At 71.3% G+C, this 18,216-nt stretch carries 15 protein-coding genes; 7 read left to right on the top strand and 8 right to left on the bottom strand.

The window, feature by feature from the left end; genetic code table 11:
• Window positions 1-651: 651 nt before the first annotated feature.
• Window positions 652-3,234 (top strand): SpoIIE family protein phosphatase, encoded by a 2,583-nt coding sequence (locus tag ACWDBB_RS35140; protein WP_449793467.1) that lies wholly within the window; start codon window positions 652-654, stop codon window positions 3,232-3,234.
• 274 nt (window positions 3,235-3,508) lie between these two features.
• Window positions 3,509-4,516: a PP2C family protein-serine/threonine phosphatase gene (locus ACWDBB_RS35145; RefSeq protein WP_449793468.1), complete on the top strand. Its 1,008-nt coding sequence runs from the start codon at window positions 3,509-3,511 to the stop codon at window positions 4,514-4,516.
• An 82-nt stretch (window positions 4,517-4,598) separates the two neighbouring features.
• On the opposite strand, the gene ACWDBB_RS35150 is transcribed toward ACWDBB_RS35145, so the two are convergent.
• Window positions 4,599-4,904, bottom strand: a complete 306-nt coding sequence (locus ACWDBB_RS35150) for a YciI family protein (RefSeq protein ID WP_449793469.1) — start codon at window positions 4,902-4,904, stop codon at window positions 4,599-4,601.
• Window positions 4,905-5,406: 502 nt separating this feature from the next.
• Here ACWDBB_RS35150 and ACWDBB_RS35155 point away from each other — a divergent pair.
• Entirely contained in the window at window positions 5,407-5,925 is a 519-nt protein-coding gene (locus ACWDBB_RS35155; protein ID WP_449793470.1) for an SgcJ/EcaC family oxidoreductase, read from the top strand.
• Window positions 5,926-6,139: 214 nt separating this feature from the next.
• Here ACWDBB_RS35155 and ACWDBB_RS35160 read toward each other — a convergent pair whose 3' ends face one another.
• Window positions 6,140-6,535, bottom strand: coding sequence for an aggregation-promoting factor C-terminal-like domain-containing protein (locus ACWDBB_RS35160; RefSeq protein WP_449793471.1), 396 nt, complete (start codon window positions 6,533-6,535; stop codon window positions 6,140-6,142).
• Window positions 6,536-7,352: 817 nt separating this feature from the next.
• Between ACWDBB_RS35160 and ACWDBB_RS35165 the strand changes: the two genes are divergently transcribed.
• Window positions 7,353-7,553: a hypothetical protein gene (locus tag ACWDBB_RS35165; RefSeq protein ID WP_449793472.1), complete on the top strand. Its 201-nt coding sequence runs from the start codon at window positions 7,353-7,355 to the stop codon at window positions 7,551-7,553.
• A 249-nt stretch (window positions 7,554-7,802) separates the two neighbouring features.
• Here the strand turns inward: ACWDBB_RS35165 and ACWDBB_RS35170 are convergent, their stop codons facing one another.
• The 3 genes from ACWDBB_RS35170 to ACWDBB_RS35180 form a co-directional block, all read right to left on the bottom strand.
• Entirely contained in the window at window positions 7,803-8,426 is a 624-nt protein-coding gene (locus ACWDBB_RS35170) for a hypothetical protein (RefSeq protein WP_449793473.1), read from the bottom strand.
• Between the two features lie 109 nt (window positions 8,427-8,535).
• Complete coding sequence (locus tag ACWDBB_RS35175) at window positions 8,536-10,848, bottom strand: hypothetical protein (RefSeq protein ID WP_449793474.1); 2,313 nt, start codon at window positions 10,846-10,848, stop codon at window positions 8,536-8,538.
• A gap of 6 nt (window positions 10,849-10,854) precedes the next feature.
• Entirely contained in the window at window positions 10,855-11,274 is a 420-nt protein-coding gene (locus ACWDBB_RS35180) for a type VII secretion target (protein WP_449793475.1), read from the bottom strand.
• An 880-nt stretch (window positions 11,275-12,154) separates the two neighbouring features.
• Here ACWDBB_RS35180 and ACWDBB_RS35185 point away from each other — a divergent pair.
• Window positions 12,155-12,781: a transposase domain-containing protein gene (locus tag ACWDBB_RS35185; RefSeq protein ID WP_449793476.1), complete on the top strand. Its 627-nt coding sequence runs from the start codon at window positions 12,155-12,157 to the stop codon at window positions 12,779-12,781.
• A complete protein-coding gene (locus tag ACWDBB_RS35190) occupies window positions 12,697-13,512 on the top strand; it encodes a transposase (protein WP_449793477.1) in 816 nt (271 codons plus the stop codon). The genes ACWDBB_RS35185 and ACWDBB_RS35190 overlap by 85 nt, the downstream gene beginning before the upstream one ends.
• Window positions 13,513-13,548: 36 nt before the next feature.
• Here ACWDBB_RS35190 and ACWDBB_RS35195 read toward each other — a convergent pair whose 3' ends face one another.
• The 3 genes from ACWDBB_RS35195 to ACWDBB_RS35205 form a co-directional block, all read right to left on the bottom strand.
• Window positions 13,549-14,670 (bottom strand): hypothetical protein, encoded by a 1,122-nt coding sequence (locus tag ACWDBB_RS35195; RefSeq protein ID WP_449793478.1) that lies wholly within the window; start codon window positions 14,668-14,670, stop codon window positions 13,549-13,551.
• A gap of 769 nt (window positions 14,671-15,439) precedes the next feature.
• A complete protein-coding gene (locus ACWDBB_RS35200) occupies window positions 15,440-15,841 on the bottom strand; it encodes a peptidase inhibitor family I36 protein (protein ID WP_449793479.1) in 402 nt (133 codons plus the stop codon).
• Between the two features lie 45 nt (window positions 15,842-15,886).
• Window positions 15,887-16,465, bottom strand: a complete 579-nt coding sequence (locus ACWDBB_RS35205) for a CHAP domain-containing protein (RefSeq protein ID WP_449793480.1) — start codon at window positions 16,463-16,465, stop codon at window positions 15,887-15,889.
• Between the two features lie 291 nt (window positions 16,466-16,756).
• Between ACWDBB_RS35205 and ACWDBB_RS35210 the strand changes: the two genes are divergently transcribed.
• The gene (locus ACWDBB_RS35210; RefSeq protein WP_449793481.1) at window positions 16,757-17,914 is read left to right on the top strand and encodes a helix-turn-helix domain-containing protein; all 1,158 of its coding nucleotides are present in this window, start codon (window positions 16,757-16,759) and stop codon (window positions 17,912-17,914) included.
• Window positions 17,915-18,216: the final 302 nt, after the last annotated feature.

Raw genomic sequence — 18,216 nt, forward strand, 5'->3', positions numbered from 1 at the left:
CCGTTCACCGGCGGGACAGGTGCCGGTGTGGCTTGATGCAGCAATTGTTGCCAGGCGGGGCCGGTCACCGACAAGACCCCCTCGCTACGACCCCCGGTCGTAGCCATGGGCGGACGGCACTGGTCCGCGGGGCGGGTGGCGCGGTCGGCCAACGTGCTGAGCTGCGCAGATGTCGCGGTCGGGCTCGCGGGCGGCGGCGGTGCACGGCCACTATCGTCCGTCGTGGACCTTTTCCGGTGTGAGTGGGCTCACGGTTTATGTCATGGTTTGTCCTGTTTGTCGGTCACTGACCGAACTGCCGCCGACGCTCTGAGTGCGGACGAGCCCCTCCGACCGAGACCGGCGTCACACGCGCGACCACTCCCCCGGCACAGCCGGCTCGATGCGCTCGCGCCCGGGCCGGGAAGCCGGTGCCGACGAAGAGCCGGACGACCTCGCGTTCGGGCAGAAGGCGCTCGTGGCACCTGCCGAAGAGGCCGCTGCCCCGACGGCCCCACCCGACCCGGTGCGCGGCCCGGCCCGGGAATCGCGCATCCAGGCCATGGCCGCCCGCCGCGCCGCGCGTCGAGCCCGTCTGGCGGCCCTCCCGGCGGGCGGGGAGAATGGTGATCGCAAGGCTTGCCGCCGCGAGACGCGGAGTGGGTAACTGGTGTGAAGAGCTCCCCTCGCCCCGCCGAGTCCACCGCGCCGCTCGCACCCGGGCCCGGCCCCGGTGAGAAGGGGCTCAGATCGGGCGCCCTGGGGCTGTTCTCGTCGGTGGCGATCGGGATCTCCTCGACCGCGCCCGCATACAGCCTGGCGGCGACGCTCGGAGTGATCGTGGCCGGGGTGGGACTGCAGGCCCCCATCATCACCATGCTGGCGTTCGTGCCGATGCTGCTGATCGCGTACGCCTACCGGGAACTGAACGCCGTCGACGCCGACTGCGGGACGACCTTCACCTGGGCCACCCGCGCGTTCGGCCCACGAGCCGGCTGGATGGGCGGCTGGGGCCTGATCGTCGCCGACGTGATCGCGATGGCGAACCTGGCCGAGATCGCCGGCATCTACGGCTTCCGGCTGGTCGGGCTGGAGTCGCTGGCGACCAGCCGGACATGGACCACCGTGGCCGGGGTGGTCTGGATCGCCCTGATGACGGCGGTCTGCTACGTCGGCATCGAGGTGTCGGCGGCCGTGCAGCGCTGGCTGCTCTGCCTGGAGGTCGCGGTCCTGCTGCTTCTCGCCGTCACCGCCCTGGTCAAGGTCTACACCGACGGCCCGCCGACCGCGGCGCACGTCTCCGCCTCCTGGTTCAATCCGCTGAACGTCCCCTCCCCCCAGGCGCTGACCACCGGGGTGCTCGCCGCGGTGTTCATCTACTGGGGGTGGGACACCGCGCTCACCGTCAACGAGGAGACCGCGGACAGCAGGCACACCCCCGGGCGGGCCGCCGTGCTGTCCACCGTGCTGCTGCTGGGCATCTACGGTCTGGTCGCCACCTCGGCGCAGGCCTTCGCCGGAGTCGGCACCACGGGCATCGGGCTGGCCAACCCGGACAACTCCGGAGACGTGCTCTCCGGCCTCGGCGGGGCGGTGTTCGGCACCGCCGGGCTCGGCCACGCACTCACCAAACTGCTGATCCTGATGGTGCTGACCTCGGCGGTCGCCTCCACCCAGACCACCATCCTGCCGACCGCCCGCACCGTCTTCTCGATGGCCGCGCACAAGACCGTGCCGTCCGGCTTCGCCCGGCTGCACCGCCGGTTCCTGACCCCGACCTGGTCGACCGTCGGCATGGGGCTGGTGTCGATCGCCTTCCTGGTGCTGCTCACCTCGGTCAGCCGCAACGTGCTGGCCGACTCCATCGGCTCGGTGGGCCTGGCGATCGCCTTCTACTACGGTCTGACCGGCTTCGCCTGCGTCTGGTACTACCGCCGGGTACTCACCCGCAGCCGCCGGGACCTGGTGTTCAAGGGCGTGCTGCCCGGGATCGGCGGGCTGATCATGCTGTTCCTGTTCTGCTACGCCGCCTTCCACGTCTACGCCGCCCCCGACTACGGCGCGACCTCCCTCCGGCTGCCGCTGCTCGGCCAGGTCGGCGGGGTGACCGTACTGGGGCTGGGCGCGCTGCTGATCGGCGCGGCGCTGATGCCGGTGGTCACCCGGGAGCACACCGCGGCGCTGCGGCTGCAACGCAGCCTGCTGCCGCATCGGCTGCCGGCGCTGAGCGCGGTCGAGTCGGCCAGCCGCTACCTGCCGGCCGACACCCGATCCGGGGTGGGCGGGGACTGGTACGACGTCATCCCGCTGTCCGGCAGCCGGGTCGGCCTGGTGGTCGGCGAGGTACTCGGCCACGGTCTGCGGGCCGCCGCCGCGATGGGCCGGCTGCGCGTCGGCGTCCGGGTGCTGGCCCGGATGGACCTGGATCCGGACGAACTGCTCGCCCGCCTGGACGACGTGGTGCGCGAGGAGAACGGCCAGGGCAGCCCGCGCGGCGGCGGCGTGACCTGCCTGTACGCGGTGTACGACCCGGTCGACGGCCGGTGCAGCCTGGCCCGGGCAGGCCACGCGCCGCCCGTCGTGGCCGACCCGGCAGGCGGCGTCCGCTACGCGGAGCTGCCGGCCGGGCGGCCGCTGGGGCTGGGCGGCCCGCCGTTCCAGCACGCCGAGCTGAACCTGCCGGCCGGCAGCCTGATCGCCCTGTACACGGACGGCCTGGTGGAGGCCGTCGACGGCCGGCGCGGGCTCGCCGAGACGCTGGCCGGGCTGCGCCGGCCGCTGGAGAGCCTGTGCGACGAGGCGCTGGCGACCCTGCTGCCCGGGCCGGTGGACGACGACGCCGTCCTGCTGCTGGTCCGCACCCGCCGGCTCGACGCCGGGCAAATCGCCGACTGGGAGCTGGTGCCCGACCCGGCGGCGGTCGCCCGGGCGCGTCGCCTGGCCACCGACCGGCTGGACGAATGGGGCCTGGCGGAGCTCGCGTTCACCACCGAGCTGATCGTCAGCGAGCTGGTCACCAACGCGATCCGGTACGCCCCCGGGCCGGTCCGGGTCCGGCTGATCCGGGACCGCAGCCTGATCTGCGAGGTCTCCGACACCGGGCACACCTCGCCGCACCTGCGTCAGGCCGCCCGGGACGACGAGGGCGGGCGCGGCCTGTACATCATCGCCCAGATCACCGAGCGCTGGGGCACCCGCTACACCGAGGACGGAAAGACCATCTGGACCGAGCAGGCCCTGCCCGACGAGGGCTGACGACCGCGACCGGCCATCGGCGCTCCCCGGATCACGCCGAGCGCGTCCGGCTCCGGAGCGCGGGCCGCACCGGGCGGGCCGGAGGTGTCGACGCGGCGCTGCCGGTCGATCCGGGAGAGGAGAGACGTTTAACTGTGGAGTGGGGGAAACGACGCGGCTGTGGGGACGAGCGGGACAGAAGGGCAGTCCGGTGGCTGATGTCTCGAACACGAGGGCGTGGCGTTCGCCGCGGTTCCTGCCCAGGTGGTCGCGCCGGGTCACGATCGGTGGTTATGTGCTGATCGCGATCACGGTGACGCTGGATTTCGTCAGCGGGCCCGATGTCACGTTCGCCCCGATACTCGCCGCCCTCCCCGTCCTGGCCGGTGTGGGCACCCGCCGGGCCACCGTCCCGCTGACGGCCGGGGTGGTCGCCGGCGCGCTCGTCGTCGCCATGGCGGCCTACGACGACGCCGTGCCCGCGGTCGTGATGGTGACCGTGGCGGCCGCAGTGGTCATGGTCACCTTCTTCAGCTGCGCCAACGTCGTGGTGGTGATGGCCCAGGAGCGGGAACTGGCCAGGGTCCACACGGTCGCCGAGGCCGCGCAGCGTGCCCTGCTGCGCCTGGTGCCCCGGCGGATGGGGCCGCTGGCGGTCGCGGTGCGCTATGTGGCGGCGGAGGCCGAGGCACGGATCGGCGGGGACCTGTACGAGGTGATGCCGACCCCGTACGGGGTGCGGTTGTTCCTCGGCGACGTGTGCGGCAAGGGCTTGGCCGCGGTGGAGACTGCGGCCGACGTGCTGGGGGTGTTCCGTGAGGCCGCGCGGGCCGAGCCGGATCTGGCGGAGGTGGCCAGGCGGCTGGACTCGGCGCTCGTTCGTCGTCCGGCGAGCGAGGAGTTCGTCACGGCGGTTCTGGTCAGCATCCCCGACACGCCGGGACCGGCGGTCGTGGTCAACTGCGGACACCCGCCGCCGCTGCTCTGCCATGACGGTCAGGTCAGCACGGTGGAGCCGTCCGTCGACGCACCGCCGCTGGCGCTGCTCGGCCTGGTCGGCGGGGACTACCACGCCGAGTCGCTCGCCTTCGACCGCGGCGACCTGCTGCTGCTCTACACGGACGGCGTGGCCGAGGCCCGGGACGCGGCGAACCGGTTCTACCCGCTCGCCGAGCGCCTGGCCGCCCTGCCGCACGGGGAGCCGGACGCCCTGCTGGACGAACTGCTCCTGGACGTGCGGACGTACGTCGGCTCCGGGCTGACGGACGACGCGGCCCTGCTCGCCGTCCGCCGGGAGCGGTGACCGGTTCATCGACTCCATCGGAGCGAGCCCGCACACCCCCTCTCCCGGGTGCTGCCACCACGAGGAGCACGGGCCGAGCGACTTACCGGGACGGCGGCGGTTGGTGCCGGTACTCCTCCAGCGCCGGCGAAGTCCTCATCGCGAGGAAGTTCGTGACCGTGTACTCGGCCAGCCCTGCCACCGAGTACGGGTCGCTCCTGGCGATGTCCTCGATCTGCGTCCGGTCGACACCGACCGCCACGATGACCGCACCATCGCGGGGGTCCTTGGGGCCCGATGCGATGAAGACGCCGGATTCGTAGTTCGAGTCGAGCCAGGCGACGTGCTCGGGGTGGGCCGCTTCGATGCGCTCGAGCGGCGCGATGTAGGTCAGCTCAAGAATGAACATGATCAACATCATAGCGCTGGGTAACCGACTGGTCGCACAGAGGAAGCTTCAGAGATGCATCGACCGAGCCGGGTGGCGGGCGACCGTCAGGCCGCCCAGGACGACCCTGGCGCCACCGAGGAACCGCAGCGCGTCCGCGACGGGCGGGCCGGCCGTGCTGTCGATGCAGTGCCTTCGCGACGGGCTGGGAGGGGTGGGCGTGCACGGCGAACGCGCACAGCGCCTACCGGGCCAGCGAACCTGACGCTCCGTCGGATCCACAACACCTCCGGCGCGGCCGCCTACGGCGCACGGGCTGCCGCCGGACGTCCTGGAGATGGCCGTGTGACGGCAGAAGAGCGGCGGCGGGCTTCGGCCTTCTCGTCTCCGAAGACGAGCGGATCGCAGGAGTCGATCGGCGCCGCGTGGCCGCTCCCCCGTCGCTTCGAGGTGCATGGGCAGCTCCGCCGAGAGACGCTGGGCGAGTCCGTCTGATGGACCACCGACGACACAGGAGGCGTTCATGAGACGCAAGTACTGTGCAGCGGTCGCCCTCACCGCCACCGCCCTGTTCACGGGAACGGGGGCGACGTACGGGACCGCAAGCGGCGCTCAGCCTCCCGCTGCGCGCAGCGTCGTGGTGAGTGCCACCCGACTCCCCACCGAACAACAGATCGCCGCCCTGTTCGACAAGTGGAACGCGGCTCTGGCCACCGGCGACCCGAACCGTGTCGCGGACCTCTACGCTCCCGATGCCGTGTTGCTGCCGACCGTCTCCGACATCCGCACCAGTCGCGCCGGGATCGTCGACTACTTCACGAAGTTCCTGGCGAGCAAGCCCGTCGGAAAGATCCAGGAGCGGTTCATCACCGTCCTGGACCCCACGAGCGCCGTCGACACGGGTCTCTACCAGTTCACGCTGACCGACAAGAACGGCCACAAGTCCACGGTCGACGCCCGGTACACCTTCGTCTACGAGCTGCGTGGAGGCAGGTGGCTGATCCTCAACCACCACTCCTCGGCCCTGCCCTCTCCGGGCTGATCCGGCTGCCCGTCGGGCCCCCGGTCGGCCGCGAGGTTGGCCGGCCGCCCTTGCGGACGGTGTCGTCACCGATGCGCAGCACCGCCACGCTGTCCGGACGATCGGGGAACGGGGCGAGGGCCCGTGTCGCGCGGTTGCGCGGCACGGGCCCTCGTGGGTCACTCCGGTGGTCCCTGTCCGGCCCCCGGGGTGTGGGGGAAGCCGACGGGTCGGCTTAGTACCAGTGGTGGGACTGCCAGAAGTTCCAGGCGGCGTTCGGGCTGCCGTAGCGGGTGTTCATGTAGTCCAGCGCCCACTTGATCTGGGTGGACGGGTTGGTCTTCCAGTCGGCACCCGCGGAGGCCATCTTGGAGGCCGGCAGCGCCTGGCCCAGTCCGTACGAGCCCGAGCTCGGGTTGGTCGCGGTCACGTTCCAGCCGGACTCGTGGGAGATGATCTGGCTGAACGAGGCGAGCTGGTCCGCCGGCACGATCTGGGCGGCGAGGGCCTGCGGGGAGGCGTCCGCGGCCGAGGCGACCGCGGGGACCACGGCGGCGCCCAGGGCGGTCAGACCGGCGGCGCCGGCGAGGATCGCGGCGGAGGTGCGCATACGGAGCTTGAAAACGGGCATGTAGAGCAAGACCTCGATCGGGTTGGGCCGAGTCACTCCCCGTTTTGGACCATGGCCGGACAGGGGCCGAACGGTCGTGGGGCGTGGCTTGGCGGTAGGCCATTCACCGGCGGGACAGGTGCCGGTGTGGCTGGCGACGAATGCCAAGTTGCCAGACCGCGACGGGGCCCGCCAAGACCCCCCGGCTACGATCCGCCGTCGTAGCGAGGAGAGTGGCTCCGATTCGAAGGAAGGGCCCGTCCGGAGCGATCCGCCCTCCTTGACCTGCGCAAATACCACCCACCCTTCGTAAAAAGCGGACAAAACGGACATTCCTAGCCGTCGTCGTGCCCTGCATCCGCATGTGAGCGCACTCACCGCCCCGGGCCCGACAGCACCACCGGTTACCCCACCCCCATCACGCTGAGTCAACGCCGACCGGGCCGTCACTGTGAGCGCGGCCACCCCCCGCCGATGCCGCGACGACGCCACCGCCGTCGGCCCGCCCGGTCGGTACGGCACCGCTGCGCTTCCGCCCGTCACAGATCCTCGCCAGAGAGGTGCGCACCAACCTCGACCCGAACGACCCGGCAACAGGGTGCCGCTCTTCGACTGCCACCAGCCCGGCTGATGCCGATCAAGATTGTTTGGCAAACGATCAAGATCACCTGCCACGGGGACAGGAGTTGTCCAACAACGCGCCGCGGGGCCGTTCGCACCCACCGGGTTTTCCCGAACCGGCCTCGGACGGGGAACGGCTCTGGCACGCTCACCCGAATGCAGTAGGCCCGGGTAACCGAGGCCTCACACAGAGCAAATACCGGGTCGGGGTGGAGCAGTGCAGTACACGATCAGCGCGACGGCGTTCCTGGCGATCATCATCGTCCTGCGGCTCCGGCGCCGCACCGAGGCCCGCAGCCGCGCCGACGAGGCGCTCACCGTCTTCACCGCCGTCACCTTCGGCGTCCTGATCGCCGCCACCTCCTGGGGCCACGCCATCCTCCAGCTCGTCGGCGTCGCCGCCGAAGCCACCCACTGACCGGGCGGCCGGACGGGCCAGGGCATGGCCGCCGCCCGGCCGCCGTGGTTGCGCGCCGGCCCACCGGCGCAGCCGCGCGGGGTCGAGGGGTCGAGGGGGGAACGGTTCGGTGAGGCGTGGGGCGGGTCGAGTTCGAGCTGCCTGCGCCTGGCTCACCCCGGCCCGAGCGCCAGGTCGGCCTATGACTCCGCCGTGCTGCGCAGCAGCGGCACGACCGACAGGACGCCGCTCAGGTGCCGCCCGCCTGGGTCAGCTGAAGACGACCGGCCCGTTCGGCAGTTGGATCGTGTTCGTACACCCCAGTGGCGCCTTGTCGATCGCCTGGCGGGCGAACGCCACGGAGAGATCGGCCATCTTCTGCCGTCCGGGCGGCGGATTGGACGAGCCCGCCGATGTCCGGAGTTCGAGGGCCGCCGTGTAGTACCAGGTGCGGCCCGGATCATCGGGCGTCGTCCTGACCACGCAGGGGAAGCGCACCACGGAGGAGCGCTGACCGGCTTCGCCGTCGGAGAACGGCAGGAAGTCCTTCGCTACCTGCTGTCCTTCGTTGTGGATGCGTTCCGCCTCGGTGGCGGCGCCGACGGCGGTAACGACCAGCCTCTGCTGGTTGTTGCCGATCACCGTGCACGACAGGTAGGCCGGTGTGGACTCTGTAGGCGGTGTGAACGTCGCCTGCACCGTGGCCGTCGAGGTGGAGTGCAGGATCTCGCTGAATCGCTTGTCGTCAAGGGTGCCCTGGCACTCGCCGAGCGGGATACGAGCTGCCGGTTGTTGAGCGGTGCCCGGGTCCTGGGTCCGCTGCCACAGGAACAGGCCGCCGGCCACGACGACAAGTAGGGCGGCTGTGGCCAGCCGTGATCGACGGACCTTCACCCGTACGCTTCTCCTTTCATGGCAGCCGGTGTTCTCGCCGGCTGCGATTTCCGGTGCCGGGTCGGCGCGTTTCCCGCTGCCGTCGACCCGGCACCGCGGCATGTGGGTGTCACTTCTTTCCGTTGGCGGTACTGTTCGCCCCGGCGCCCACCGCGCCGCCCTGCGCGGCCTGACCGCCGACCCGTGCCGCGAGGTCCTCGATCTGCGCCTGTGTCAGGGATGAGCCCTTCGCGGCGTCCCGGACCGCCTGGGCCGCACTGATCGCGTTGGAGTTCCGGCCCCCGTCCGACTGCTGGCCGGCTTCCGCCTGGGCGGCCGCCGTTGTGTCCTGCTGGACGCTCGCCGTGACCCCTTGCAGGATCTGGTCGACGATGAAGTCCGATGCTTCGGATGCGCCGGCCGCACTGGCAACACCTCCGGTGATGCCGCCCAGGGTCGTGCTGAAAGCTGTCTTGGCCCAGAATGAGCCGTTCTGAACCGCGTCGTTGAACTCCTTGTCCGAGGCGGCGTGCTGCTTGAACACCGCATCGGCCCGGGCTTCGTTGAGTACGCCGGCCACCGCTCCTCCGGCGTTGGCGGCGTTCTCCACCGGGATGGCGAGCTTCGCGGTGTCGGTCTCACCACCGGCGAAGGTCCCGTGGATCAAAGCCGTGGTGTAGGCCTGCTGGGCGTTGATGACGCTGCCGTAGGCCCCCGGGTCGCGACCGATGACGTTCAGCACGGAACGGACGTCGGACGTGCTGAGTCTGGCCGGTTCGCCGTTCACGGGCAGCGTGTGGTCCCACGGTGACATCGCGCGCTGGATGTCACCCATGTAGTCGGCGGTCATGTTCCCCAGGCTCGGCCGTAGGGCCGCCACGGGTGCGCCGGCACCGGACTTGTCGGTGATGCGGGCGAGGCTGCCGCCCTCGTCCCGTCCGAACTCCTTCATGACCTTGCTCATGACGTCCGCCTGGTCGGCGGTGTGCTTCGCCGGCGTGGAGGGCAGGTCGTCGTACGGGTGCCCGCTCGTCGCGGCCTCCAGAGCGTGCCCGAACGCGGTGGGTCCGCTGGCCAGGGCGCCGGCCACGATGTCCTTGTTCTGGGAGACGGTGTCTCCTCTGAATTCCTTGTCGTGGGCCAGGTAGTGCAGGTAGTCGGCGGGTTTGGGGCTGCCGCCGGGGTTGACCGTGCCGTCGGTGTTGTAGGCGGTGGGCTTGTCGTGGAAGAACTTGGTGGCCGCTTCCGGGCTGTGGGCCAGCGCTTCCATGATTCCCGTCACCGGCTCGAATCCGGCTCCGCCGTCCTGCCCGAGGATGTTGAAGCCCAGCCGTTCGGGGCTCTTGCTCAGAAGCGCCGGACTCCAGAACCGCATGGTCGGGTGCGTGTCCTTGGAGTCGAGCTGGAGGACGTGCTCGGCGATCGGATTCAGGAAGTGCGGATCGTAGTTCGCGGTGCGCAGGATCCCGGCCAGCACCTGGTAACCCCGTGGGACCCATGGCTTGCCTGCTGTTGTCTCCGGCGTCTCCCAGAGCGGCTCGGCTCCGGCCTTGCGCAGGTCGGCCGCCCACTGGTCCGACAGGTGTGGCTGGCTGGTACTGCGTGTGGCGGTGGCCAGCGCGGTCCCGAGGTTCTTCTGCAACTCCTGGTACTGCTTCCAGCGGGCGCCGCTCGCGCCCGCGACACTGTTGTCGTCGCCGACCATGCTGTTCCAGAACATCAGAAGTCCCTTGGGGCCGATGTCCTGGTAGAACCTGGTCGTGAACTGCGCGTCGGCCGCGTGCGTGTGCAGCAGGCTGTTGAGCTCGACGAGTTCCGCGTCCGACAGCTTGTTTCCCTTGGCGGCCAGCTGGACCGCCCGCTTGGCGTCCGCTTCCGCGCCGCCGCCGACGGCCTGTGCGTTGAAGGATCCGTCCTTGTCCGTGGAGGCGTCGGCGCGCAGGGCGAAACAGGCCCGCTCGTCCGCCTCCGAGGCGTCGCGAAGAACCGCGTCCATCCGGGCCCGGATATCGCCGGCCTTCGACCGGTACTTGTCGTGATACGCGGCCGCCGCCTGTGGATCCTGCCGGATCGCCTTGTCGGGATCCGGCCAGCTGACCGTACCGTCGGCACTGACGGTGAGTCCCGCCGCGACCGCTTCGGTGACCAGCGCGTTCGCCGTGTCCTTGGCGGCCTGGATCTCAGTCGCCGCCTGCCGCAGCACGGACGCCAACGCAGCCGCTTCCACCGCGGCCGCGTCCAGCTGATCGTTACCGCGCTGGAGAGCCGGCTTCGCCGACTCGGCGCTCTTGCCGCTCCACCCGGAACCGTTCACCTTGACGACGACGCCGCTGTTCCACTCGCCGTCCAGCGCCTTCAGCTTCGCGGCGACCTCGTCCCAGGCACCCGCGGCCGAACCCAGGCAGTCCACCTTCGCGTTCGTCAGGTCATGAAAACCCACCACGACGCATCAACCCCCGTTGGGCTGGAAGGTACCCGCGATGGCCGCATTGGCATCGCGATAGTTCTTGGCCGTCGACCGCACGTTCTGCGCGAGCCCGCCGATGACCTTCGAAAGCGACTGAATCTGCTTGTCCCAAGTCGCAGACGCTTCCTTGCACGCCGCGCCGATGCCGAAGCCGGCGAGCCCGCCCGCGACCGCGGCCATCTCGTCGTCAGCGCTCTCGCACTCGCCTCCCAAACGGCAGTTGATCTGGTCGGCAGTCGCGGCAGCGCTGTCGAGCGACGCCAGGTCGACCGAGAAGCCGCCGGCCGCCGCGCCGGCCGAGTTGATCTGCGTCCGGGCAGCCTCCTGGCCTCTGGCTTTCGCGGTCAGATTGCCGTTCGCATCGTATGCCCACGGGTTCATCATGCGGTCGAACTCGGTCATGCGATCAGACATGGACCGCCCCACCCCCTACGGCTGATCGAAACCAGCCCTCCCCTAACGAAAGACCGTTCGATCGTACCCATCAGCTGCGCAGCGCATACGTCCGATTCCGCAGAGTCCGCTCACCCTGACCCAGCCAACACCAGTGCGACACCGAACGGCTGGGGTGAGGCGTAACAGCCGGCGTCGCCCGTCGTCCTCCTCAACGGGTGAACGATCAGCCCGCCGACCACATCCGGTTCCGCTCTGGGCAGGTCTTGGCAGCGGCCTGTAGGCGTGAGTCCCGAGGATCCGCGCGGGTGCGGCTGCCCGCATCGAGCCCACGCCGGCACCGACCGACCCGCTGCCGTCCAGGTTCGGGTGGGAGGTGAAGCGGACGGGGCGCGGAGCTGTGTCCAATCGTCGCCGTGCCACTGCTCCCAGTGGTGATCAGATAGACGAACTCTGCTGCCGGCTGCATCAGCCTCCACCCGCCTTACATTCCAACTCCGCGCACCGTAGTGTGAGAGCCCGTCAGGGCTACAGAATCACCCGACCGCGCGCAGCCGGGAGCGGCCGGCCTTGGGTGGGGTGGCCGGCGCGACGCGATGACCGCCGCTCATGGAGTCACCATCGCCTCCTACCTCCCGTCACATCCGCACGGGTACGCAAGCGTGTTCTTCTCCTCTGACGCTGAGTCGCCTCGCTGAGAGGGCTTGGGCCAGAATCGGCCACGGCTCGACTCGGCAGGGGTTGGCCCGGCCGACCAGTGACCGTGGCGTGGGCTAGAAGCAATGCCATGTAGATAGCGCCTCGGGCGGCTTCGTCAAGTGGGCTGAAATGGGACGGAGCTCCCTGCTGGAACCGTGTCGACCAAGATCACTGTTCGGCTAGGAGCTCCGTGGGTGCTCAGTCTGTCATCTCTCGCGAAGTTGTGGTTGCCGCAGGGGCGTTCGCGCCCGTCCATCTCGGCGAATTGACCCGGATCGTGCCGTTCGAGATGGTCGACGAGGCGTTGGCACAGACCGGCAGGACGCAGGCCCGGGTCCCGGATCTGCCGTCGCGGGTGGTGGTGTATCTGCTGCTGGCCGGGTGTCTGTTCCCCGGGCTGGGCTGGCGGCAGGTGCGGCAACGGCTGACGGCCGGCCTGGACGGTCTGCCGGTCGCGGACCCGACCGGCGGTGCTCTGGCGCAGGCCCGCAAACGGGTGGGCGCCGAGCCGCTGCGCTGGCTGTTCGACCTGCTGCGCGGCCCGGCCGCCGGAATCCGCACCACCGGGACGTGGTGGCGGGGGCTGCTGGTCTGCGCGATCGACGGCACGACGATCGCGGTCCCCGACAGCCCGGCAAACCTGGCTGTGTACACCAAGCACCGCTGCAACAACGGTGGTTCGGGGTATCCGGCGCTGCGACTGCTGGTCCTGGCGTCCTGCGGTACCCTTCCGTGCTGGACGCGGTGTTCGGACCGACCGCAGACGGTGAGACCACCTATGCGCCCCGCCTGCTCCGCAGCCTGCGCGAGGGCATGATCGTGCTGCTGGACCGCGACTTCGCCGCCCAGAGCCTCGTTAGCGCCATCGCCACCACCGGCGCCCACGTCCTGGTCCGGGTGAAGAACGGCCGCCACCTGCCCGTCCTTCACCGCAACCGCGACGGCTCCTACCTGGCCAGACTCGGCACCGTCGCGGTTCGCGTCATCGACTGCGAGATCACCATCGCCACGGCCACCGGCCGCCACACCGGCCTCTACCGGCTGGTGACCACCCTGACCGACCACCGGACCCATCCCGCCGCGGAACTGATCGCGCTGTATCACCAGCGGTGGGAGACGGAGACCGCCTACCTGGAGATCAAGTCCACCATCCTGGGCGGCCGCGTCCTGCGTGCCCGCACCCCCGCCGGCCTCGACCAGGAAGTCCACGCGCTGCTGGTCACCTACCAGGTCCTGCGCCTGGCCATGGCCGACTCCACCGGCACCCGTCCCGGTGTCGACCCCGACCGGGCCGGCTTCACCATCGCCCTGAACACCGCCCGCGACCTGATCATCCAGGCCGTGGGCGTCATCGCGGACCCCGTCATCGACCTCGTCGGCACCATCGGCCGACGAGTCCTGGCCCACCTCATGCCCGACCGGCGCATCCGCACCCGACCTCGCGTCGTCAAACGCGCGATCTCCAAGCACAACGCCAAAGGCACCATCGACCGGACCAGCTACAAAACCACCATCAGCATCGACATCGTGATCACACCAGACCCGTAACGGAAGCCCGCAGCCGCTATCTACACGGCATTGGGGCTAGAAGAAGCCGGCGGGACTGTACCGCATGAGGCCGTCGAGGATCTCGCGCAGCCACGGGCTGCGGACGGCCGGCAGTCGAGCCAGGGTGTGTCGGAACGTTCCCGAGTCGGCCCGGAACAGGTGCCGGGGGCGCGGCGCGGGCGGGTCGAAGTCGTCGCGGAGGACGCCGTCGGGTAGGCCGCCCGACGCGGGGACGGGCAGGTCCCGCTCGGGGAGAACCAGCCACAACCACACCCCGAACGGCAACGGCACCGGGTACGCCGCCGTGTCGGCCGGGGCCCAGACTTCCCCCGTCTGCGGATGGGACGGCACGAGGAGGATGTCTGCGTCCCTGCCGGGAGTCGGCCGTCCCGGTCCGGCCAGGACTGCGCGCCGCGCCGGCGGACCCGCGGGCAGCAGGGCGTCGAGCGCGCGTTGGAACACCTCCCCGACCAAGCCGTCCGGCAGGATCACCGGCCAGCCCCCCGAAGCCACCAGCAGGTGGGCGAACGCCCGCCCGGCCGCCGCCTCCCACTGCGGGCTCCACGACCACCAGTGGTTCGACCAGTGGCCCGCCCCCATCCGCGACCTCCATGTGACGATCGGCTCGAACGGGGGCGTGCGCTTCCCTTCCGCCATCAGCTCCGCCCAGGTGAGCGGTGCCACGTCGGCGCCTTCAACGGGGAGGCGGCGCACGGCGTTCGGGGCGAGCCACATGGCCTGCCAGAGCGAGCAGTCGTCGATCCGGCTCGCCACGGGCAAGGCGCACTCCACGCAGGCCACGTTGGGGCCGTCGGCCCCGTCAAGGCCGCAACAGTAGCCGCCTCCGCGATTGTCCGGGATCAGCACGGTTCCGCGGGCGTCACCGGGCGCGATGACGATCGCGCCCGGCGCGCCGTCGGACAGGGCGTAGACCGGCGCGTAGACACCGCGGGCGGCCGCCTCGTCCGGATGGATCTCCTCCCACGTCCGCCACGGCGGCCCCCAGGGCTCCGGGTCCACGGCGAAGGTGCCCGACTCCATGAGTACCGGAAGCTGAATCCCGTTCCCGTACGTCTGATGGGCGTGGACCGGCAGGGCGACCCGGGACAGCGGAGTGGTCAGCTCAGCGCCGCACCCCGCACACACGAAAACGAACAAATGTCCTCCGTCTGGGAAACGGAGGCATCATCGCAGCTCGGCAGCGGCTGGCCAATCGGTTTCCAGAACCCTCTGAGGCTGGCCTCTCCGCCCACCCGGGCCAGCTCCGCCCGGCGTCGGTACCAACCCGCCATGTGTGCTCCCTTCTCGGGATCCGTACACGACAGCGTTCCACAGCCGGGCCGGGGTCACCGCTGATGCGCAGATAGAGGGCGAGGTTGGCGGCGCAGGCGAGGGTGAAGGGGTGGGCGGCGCCGAACAAGCGCCCGTGTACCGCGTGGAGGCGGATGGTGGGGTCCCTGGCGAGGGTGTGGGTCCCGGCGGCGCTGTGGTCGACGCGTCGATCCACAGGACCAGGTCCACGGCGCCCGTCCGCAGTGCCGTGTGGGCGCGGTGGGCGCAAGCCTGGGTCTTGCCGATGCCCGCCGGCCCGCTCAGGACCCCGGCGCCGCCGGCCCGCAGAGTGCCGTCCGGGGACGGGCGGTGGCGGTAGCAGTCGGCGACGGCGGGCAGCGCACCGATCTGTACGGGCCAGACCGGGGCCGCGGTTGCGGCACCGGGGACGTGGACGTCGCGCACGCTTCCGGCCACCACGCCACCGGAGTTGACGAGGCCGTTGCGGCTGTACACGCGGGCCTGTGGCCCGGGAGTGCCGCCGGGAGCGGTCAGCGCCGTCGTCGCCTGGAGCGGCTGGCCACGGGTGTGGGCCGCGGCGGCAGCAGCGTGTCCCGGTCCCCGCCGGGCGGGGACCGGGACACCTTCAGGAGGGCTAGCAGGTCCAGCGGTGGGAGCGGAGGTGGACGCCGGTGCCGCCGTTCTGCGAGAAGTTGCCCTTGGCGCCGGCCGCCGTGCACACCACCCGCTGGCCGGTGTAGTCGGCACCGGTGTAGAAGCCGACGGGCCTGCCGGACGTGCCGTGGTTGTAGACCGAGCGGACCTTGGTGGTGGCGGACCAGCTGCAGGTGTCCCCGGCCTGCCAGTCCGGGTCGTCGTAGGGCCAGGCGCAGACCTGTCCCGTCCCGTCGGGGCCGCTGTAGGCGCAGACGCGTCCCTCCACGCACGACCACGGGTCCAGGCCGGCGTGGGCGGGCTGCGGGGCGGCGAGCAGGGCGGCCGCGGCTGCGGCGAGCGAGGCGATCAGGCCGAGGCCCTGACGGGCGGTGCGTTCCATGACGATGGTCCTTCCGGTTCGGGGGTGCGGGCGGTGCGAGGGGGTTCAGGCGCCAGGCGGGCTGACGTAGCCCGAGACGGGCTGCTGGTTGGTGCTCACCTTCGAGGGGTCGAGGCGGGTGCGGACGGCGACCGCGTCGCCGAGGTTGCCGTCGACGGTGTCGAGGGTCCCGTCGCGGTGGACGGCGGCGACCACGCCGACGTGGCCGGGTGTGCCGCCGTCCGGCTCGCCGTAGATCACCAGGTCGCCCGGCTTCGGGGTGTAGGCGCCGCGCGTGTGGAACAGTCCCTTCTCCCTGCCCCACTTGCCGATGCCGCGCGCGGCGAGGACGTCGGGCGTCTCCTCGATCCCGGCCTGGTGCCACGTCCACTCGGCGAAGGCCGCGCACCACGGAGTCTTCGCGCAGGATCCGCCGTTCCTGTGGTAGGCGAAGTACTTGTCGCAGGAACCGGTCTTCTCGGGAGAGGCGCCGTCGGGGGTGATCTCCCCCCGGGCCACCGAGACGACGCGGTCCCGCACGGTGGCGGCGGACACCGCCGGAGCGGCGGTCGCCGTGCCGAGCACCGGCAGCAGGGTGAGGGCGGCCAGCGCGGCGGCGGTCGAGATGCGCCTGTACAGCTTCATGAGAGCTCCTCCATTGGGGTGAACCGGTCCTGCCCGTCGCCCGGTCGCCTCCCCTACAGTCGGCGGGCGTGCCGGAGGCACACGGGGACCGGGAGGCGGTGGCGCGGCGGGAGTCGACGAGTCAGCGAGTCGGCGAGTCGATGCGATGTCGTGGGACCATCCTGCGGACGCTCCCTGGCCGTCACCAGGCCCCTCGGCCGGCGTGGCGTCCCAGAGCTCGCCCACTTCCCGTCCCACCGCTCCGACGTGCGGAAACGATGCATACCGGGACAGCGATTGGGACAACAGCGCATGCATGACGAACCGTCGGACGAGACCGCGGGGGCCACGGCGGAGGAGCGGGAGCGCCCCAGGGTCCTGCTCGTCCGCGCACTGAACGACGGGCTCGGCGCGTGCGGCCTGTCCCTGGACCGGGTGGCGGCCCGACTGCGGGACCGGCTCAGCGGCTCCAACGTCCGGGGGCTGAGCACCTCCTCGATCAGCCGCTACCTCGACCCGAGCCGCACCGAGCTGCCCGACCTCGCCGTCCTCGCCGAACTCGCCCGGATCTTCGGCACGGACCCGGCGGAGCTGGCCCGCTGGCAGCGCTGGCACCGGCAGGCCAGGCTGGCGGCGGACCACGGGCAGCGCGACCGCCGCGTGGCGCGCCGGACCACCGCCGTCCCCACCGCCGCGGCCGCAGCCGTACCGGTCCCGGCGCGTCCGGAGGTCGCTGACGGGCCACCGAACGCCGCGGCCGCAGCCGTACCGGTCCTGGCGCGTCCGGAGGTCGCTGACGGGCCACCGGACGCCCGGCCGGCGGTGTGGCGGGTCGCGCGGCAGTGGCGGCGCCGACGGGGTGCGGCGTCCGGGGCCCTGGCGCTCGTGGCCGTGGCCGTGGTCGTGGCCGGCGGGACGCTGTGGGCGGGGAACGGCGGGCCCGACGACACCGCCTCGGTGGTGACGGCGCCGTCCGCGGGCGCGGCCCGGCGGGGGCCGGCGGCGGAGTCGGCGGAGTCGGCCGAGGGCCTCGCCCAGGCGGTGGAGGTCGGCGCGCTCGGCGGGGACAGCCGCTGCTCGGCGCCGAAGGCCGGGCCGTCCGGCACCTGGCTGCGCGCCTGCGCGATGGTGCAGCCCCGCCAGGTGTTGTTCGCGGTCCGGGTCGACAATCCGACGGACGCGCCGATCGAGGTGACCGCGAAGGTGGCCGGCTTCTGGTCGGGTGTCCTGCACTCCTGTGACCCCGGGCGCTCCGTCGTGCACACCACCGTCGCCCCCGGGGCCACCTTCACCAGCGATCCGGAGGAGTGCGTCACCCCCCGCCGCGGCACACCGCTCGCCTACCAGGCGGAGGCCTTCGTCGCCGCCGGGAACGGGCAGCAGTGGGTCGGCCACATGCTCTCTCCGAACGCCCACGTCTACCCGGACCGCGAGACCCTGTGGCGCTGCCGCGGCGACGTGCCCTGCTAGGGATCGTGAACGCGACCCTCTGCGTCAACCGCACGGACGCCCCTGTGCGTACCCGCCCCGGTCCGGGCCGACAAGAGGTGGGTGGTGGAGCGGATCCACTCGTCGTCACACTGCGTGTGCTCATCCGCCGCGCGTCCCCTCGCTACCGCCGGGTGGCCGCCCCCACCAAGCCCTGAAGTAACGCCTACTGGTGGGCGCCCTTGACATTGGGCTGGGTCTTCTGGTTGTAGATCTCCTTGCCGTCCGCGTTGTAGGCGTGGACGTAGGAGGCCGGGGGGAAGGAGTTCGCGTTGTGGCCGGTG

This window comes from Kitasatospora sp. NPDC001095 (genome assembly GCF_053598615.1).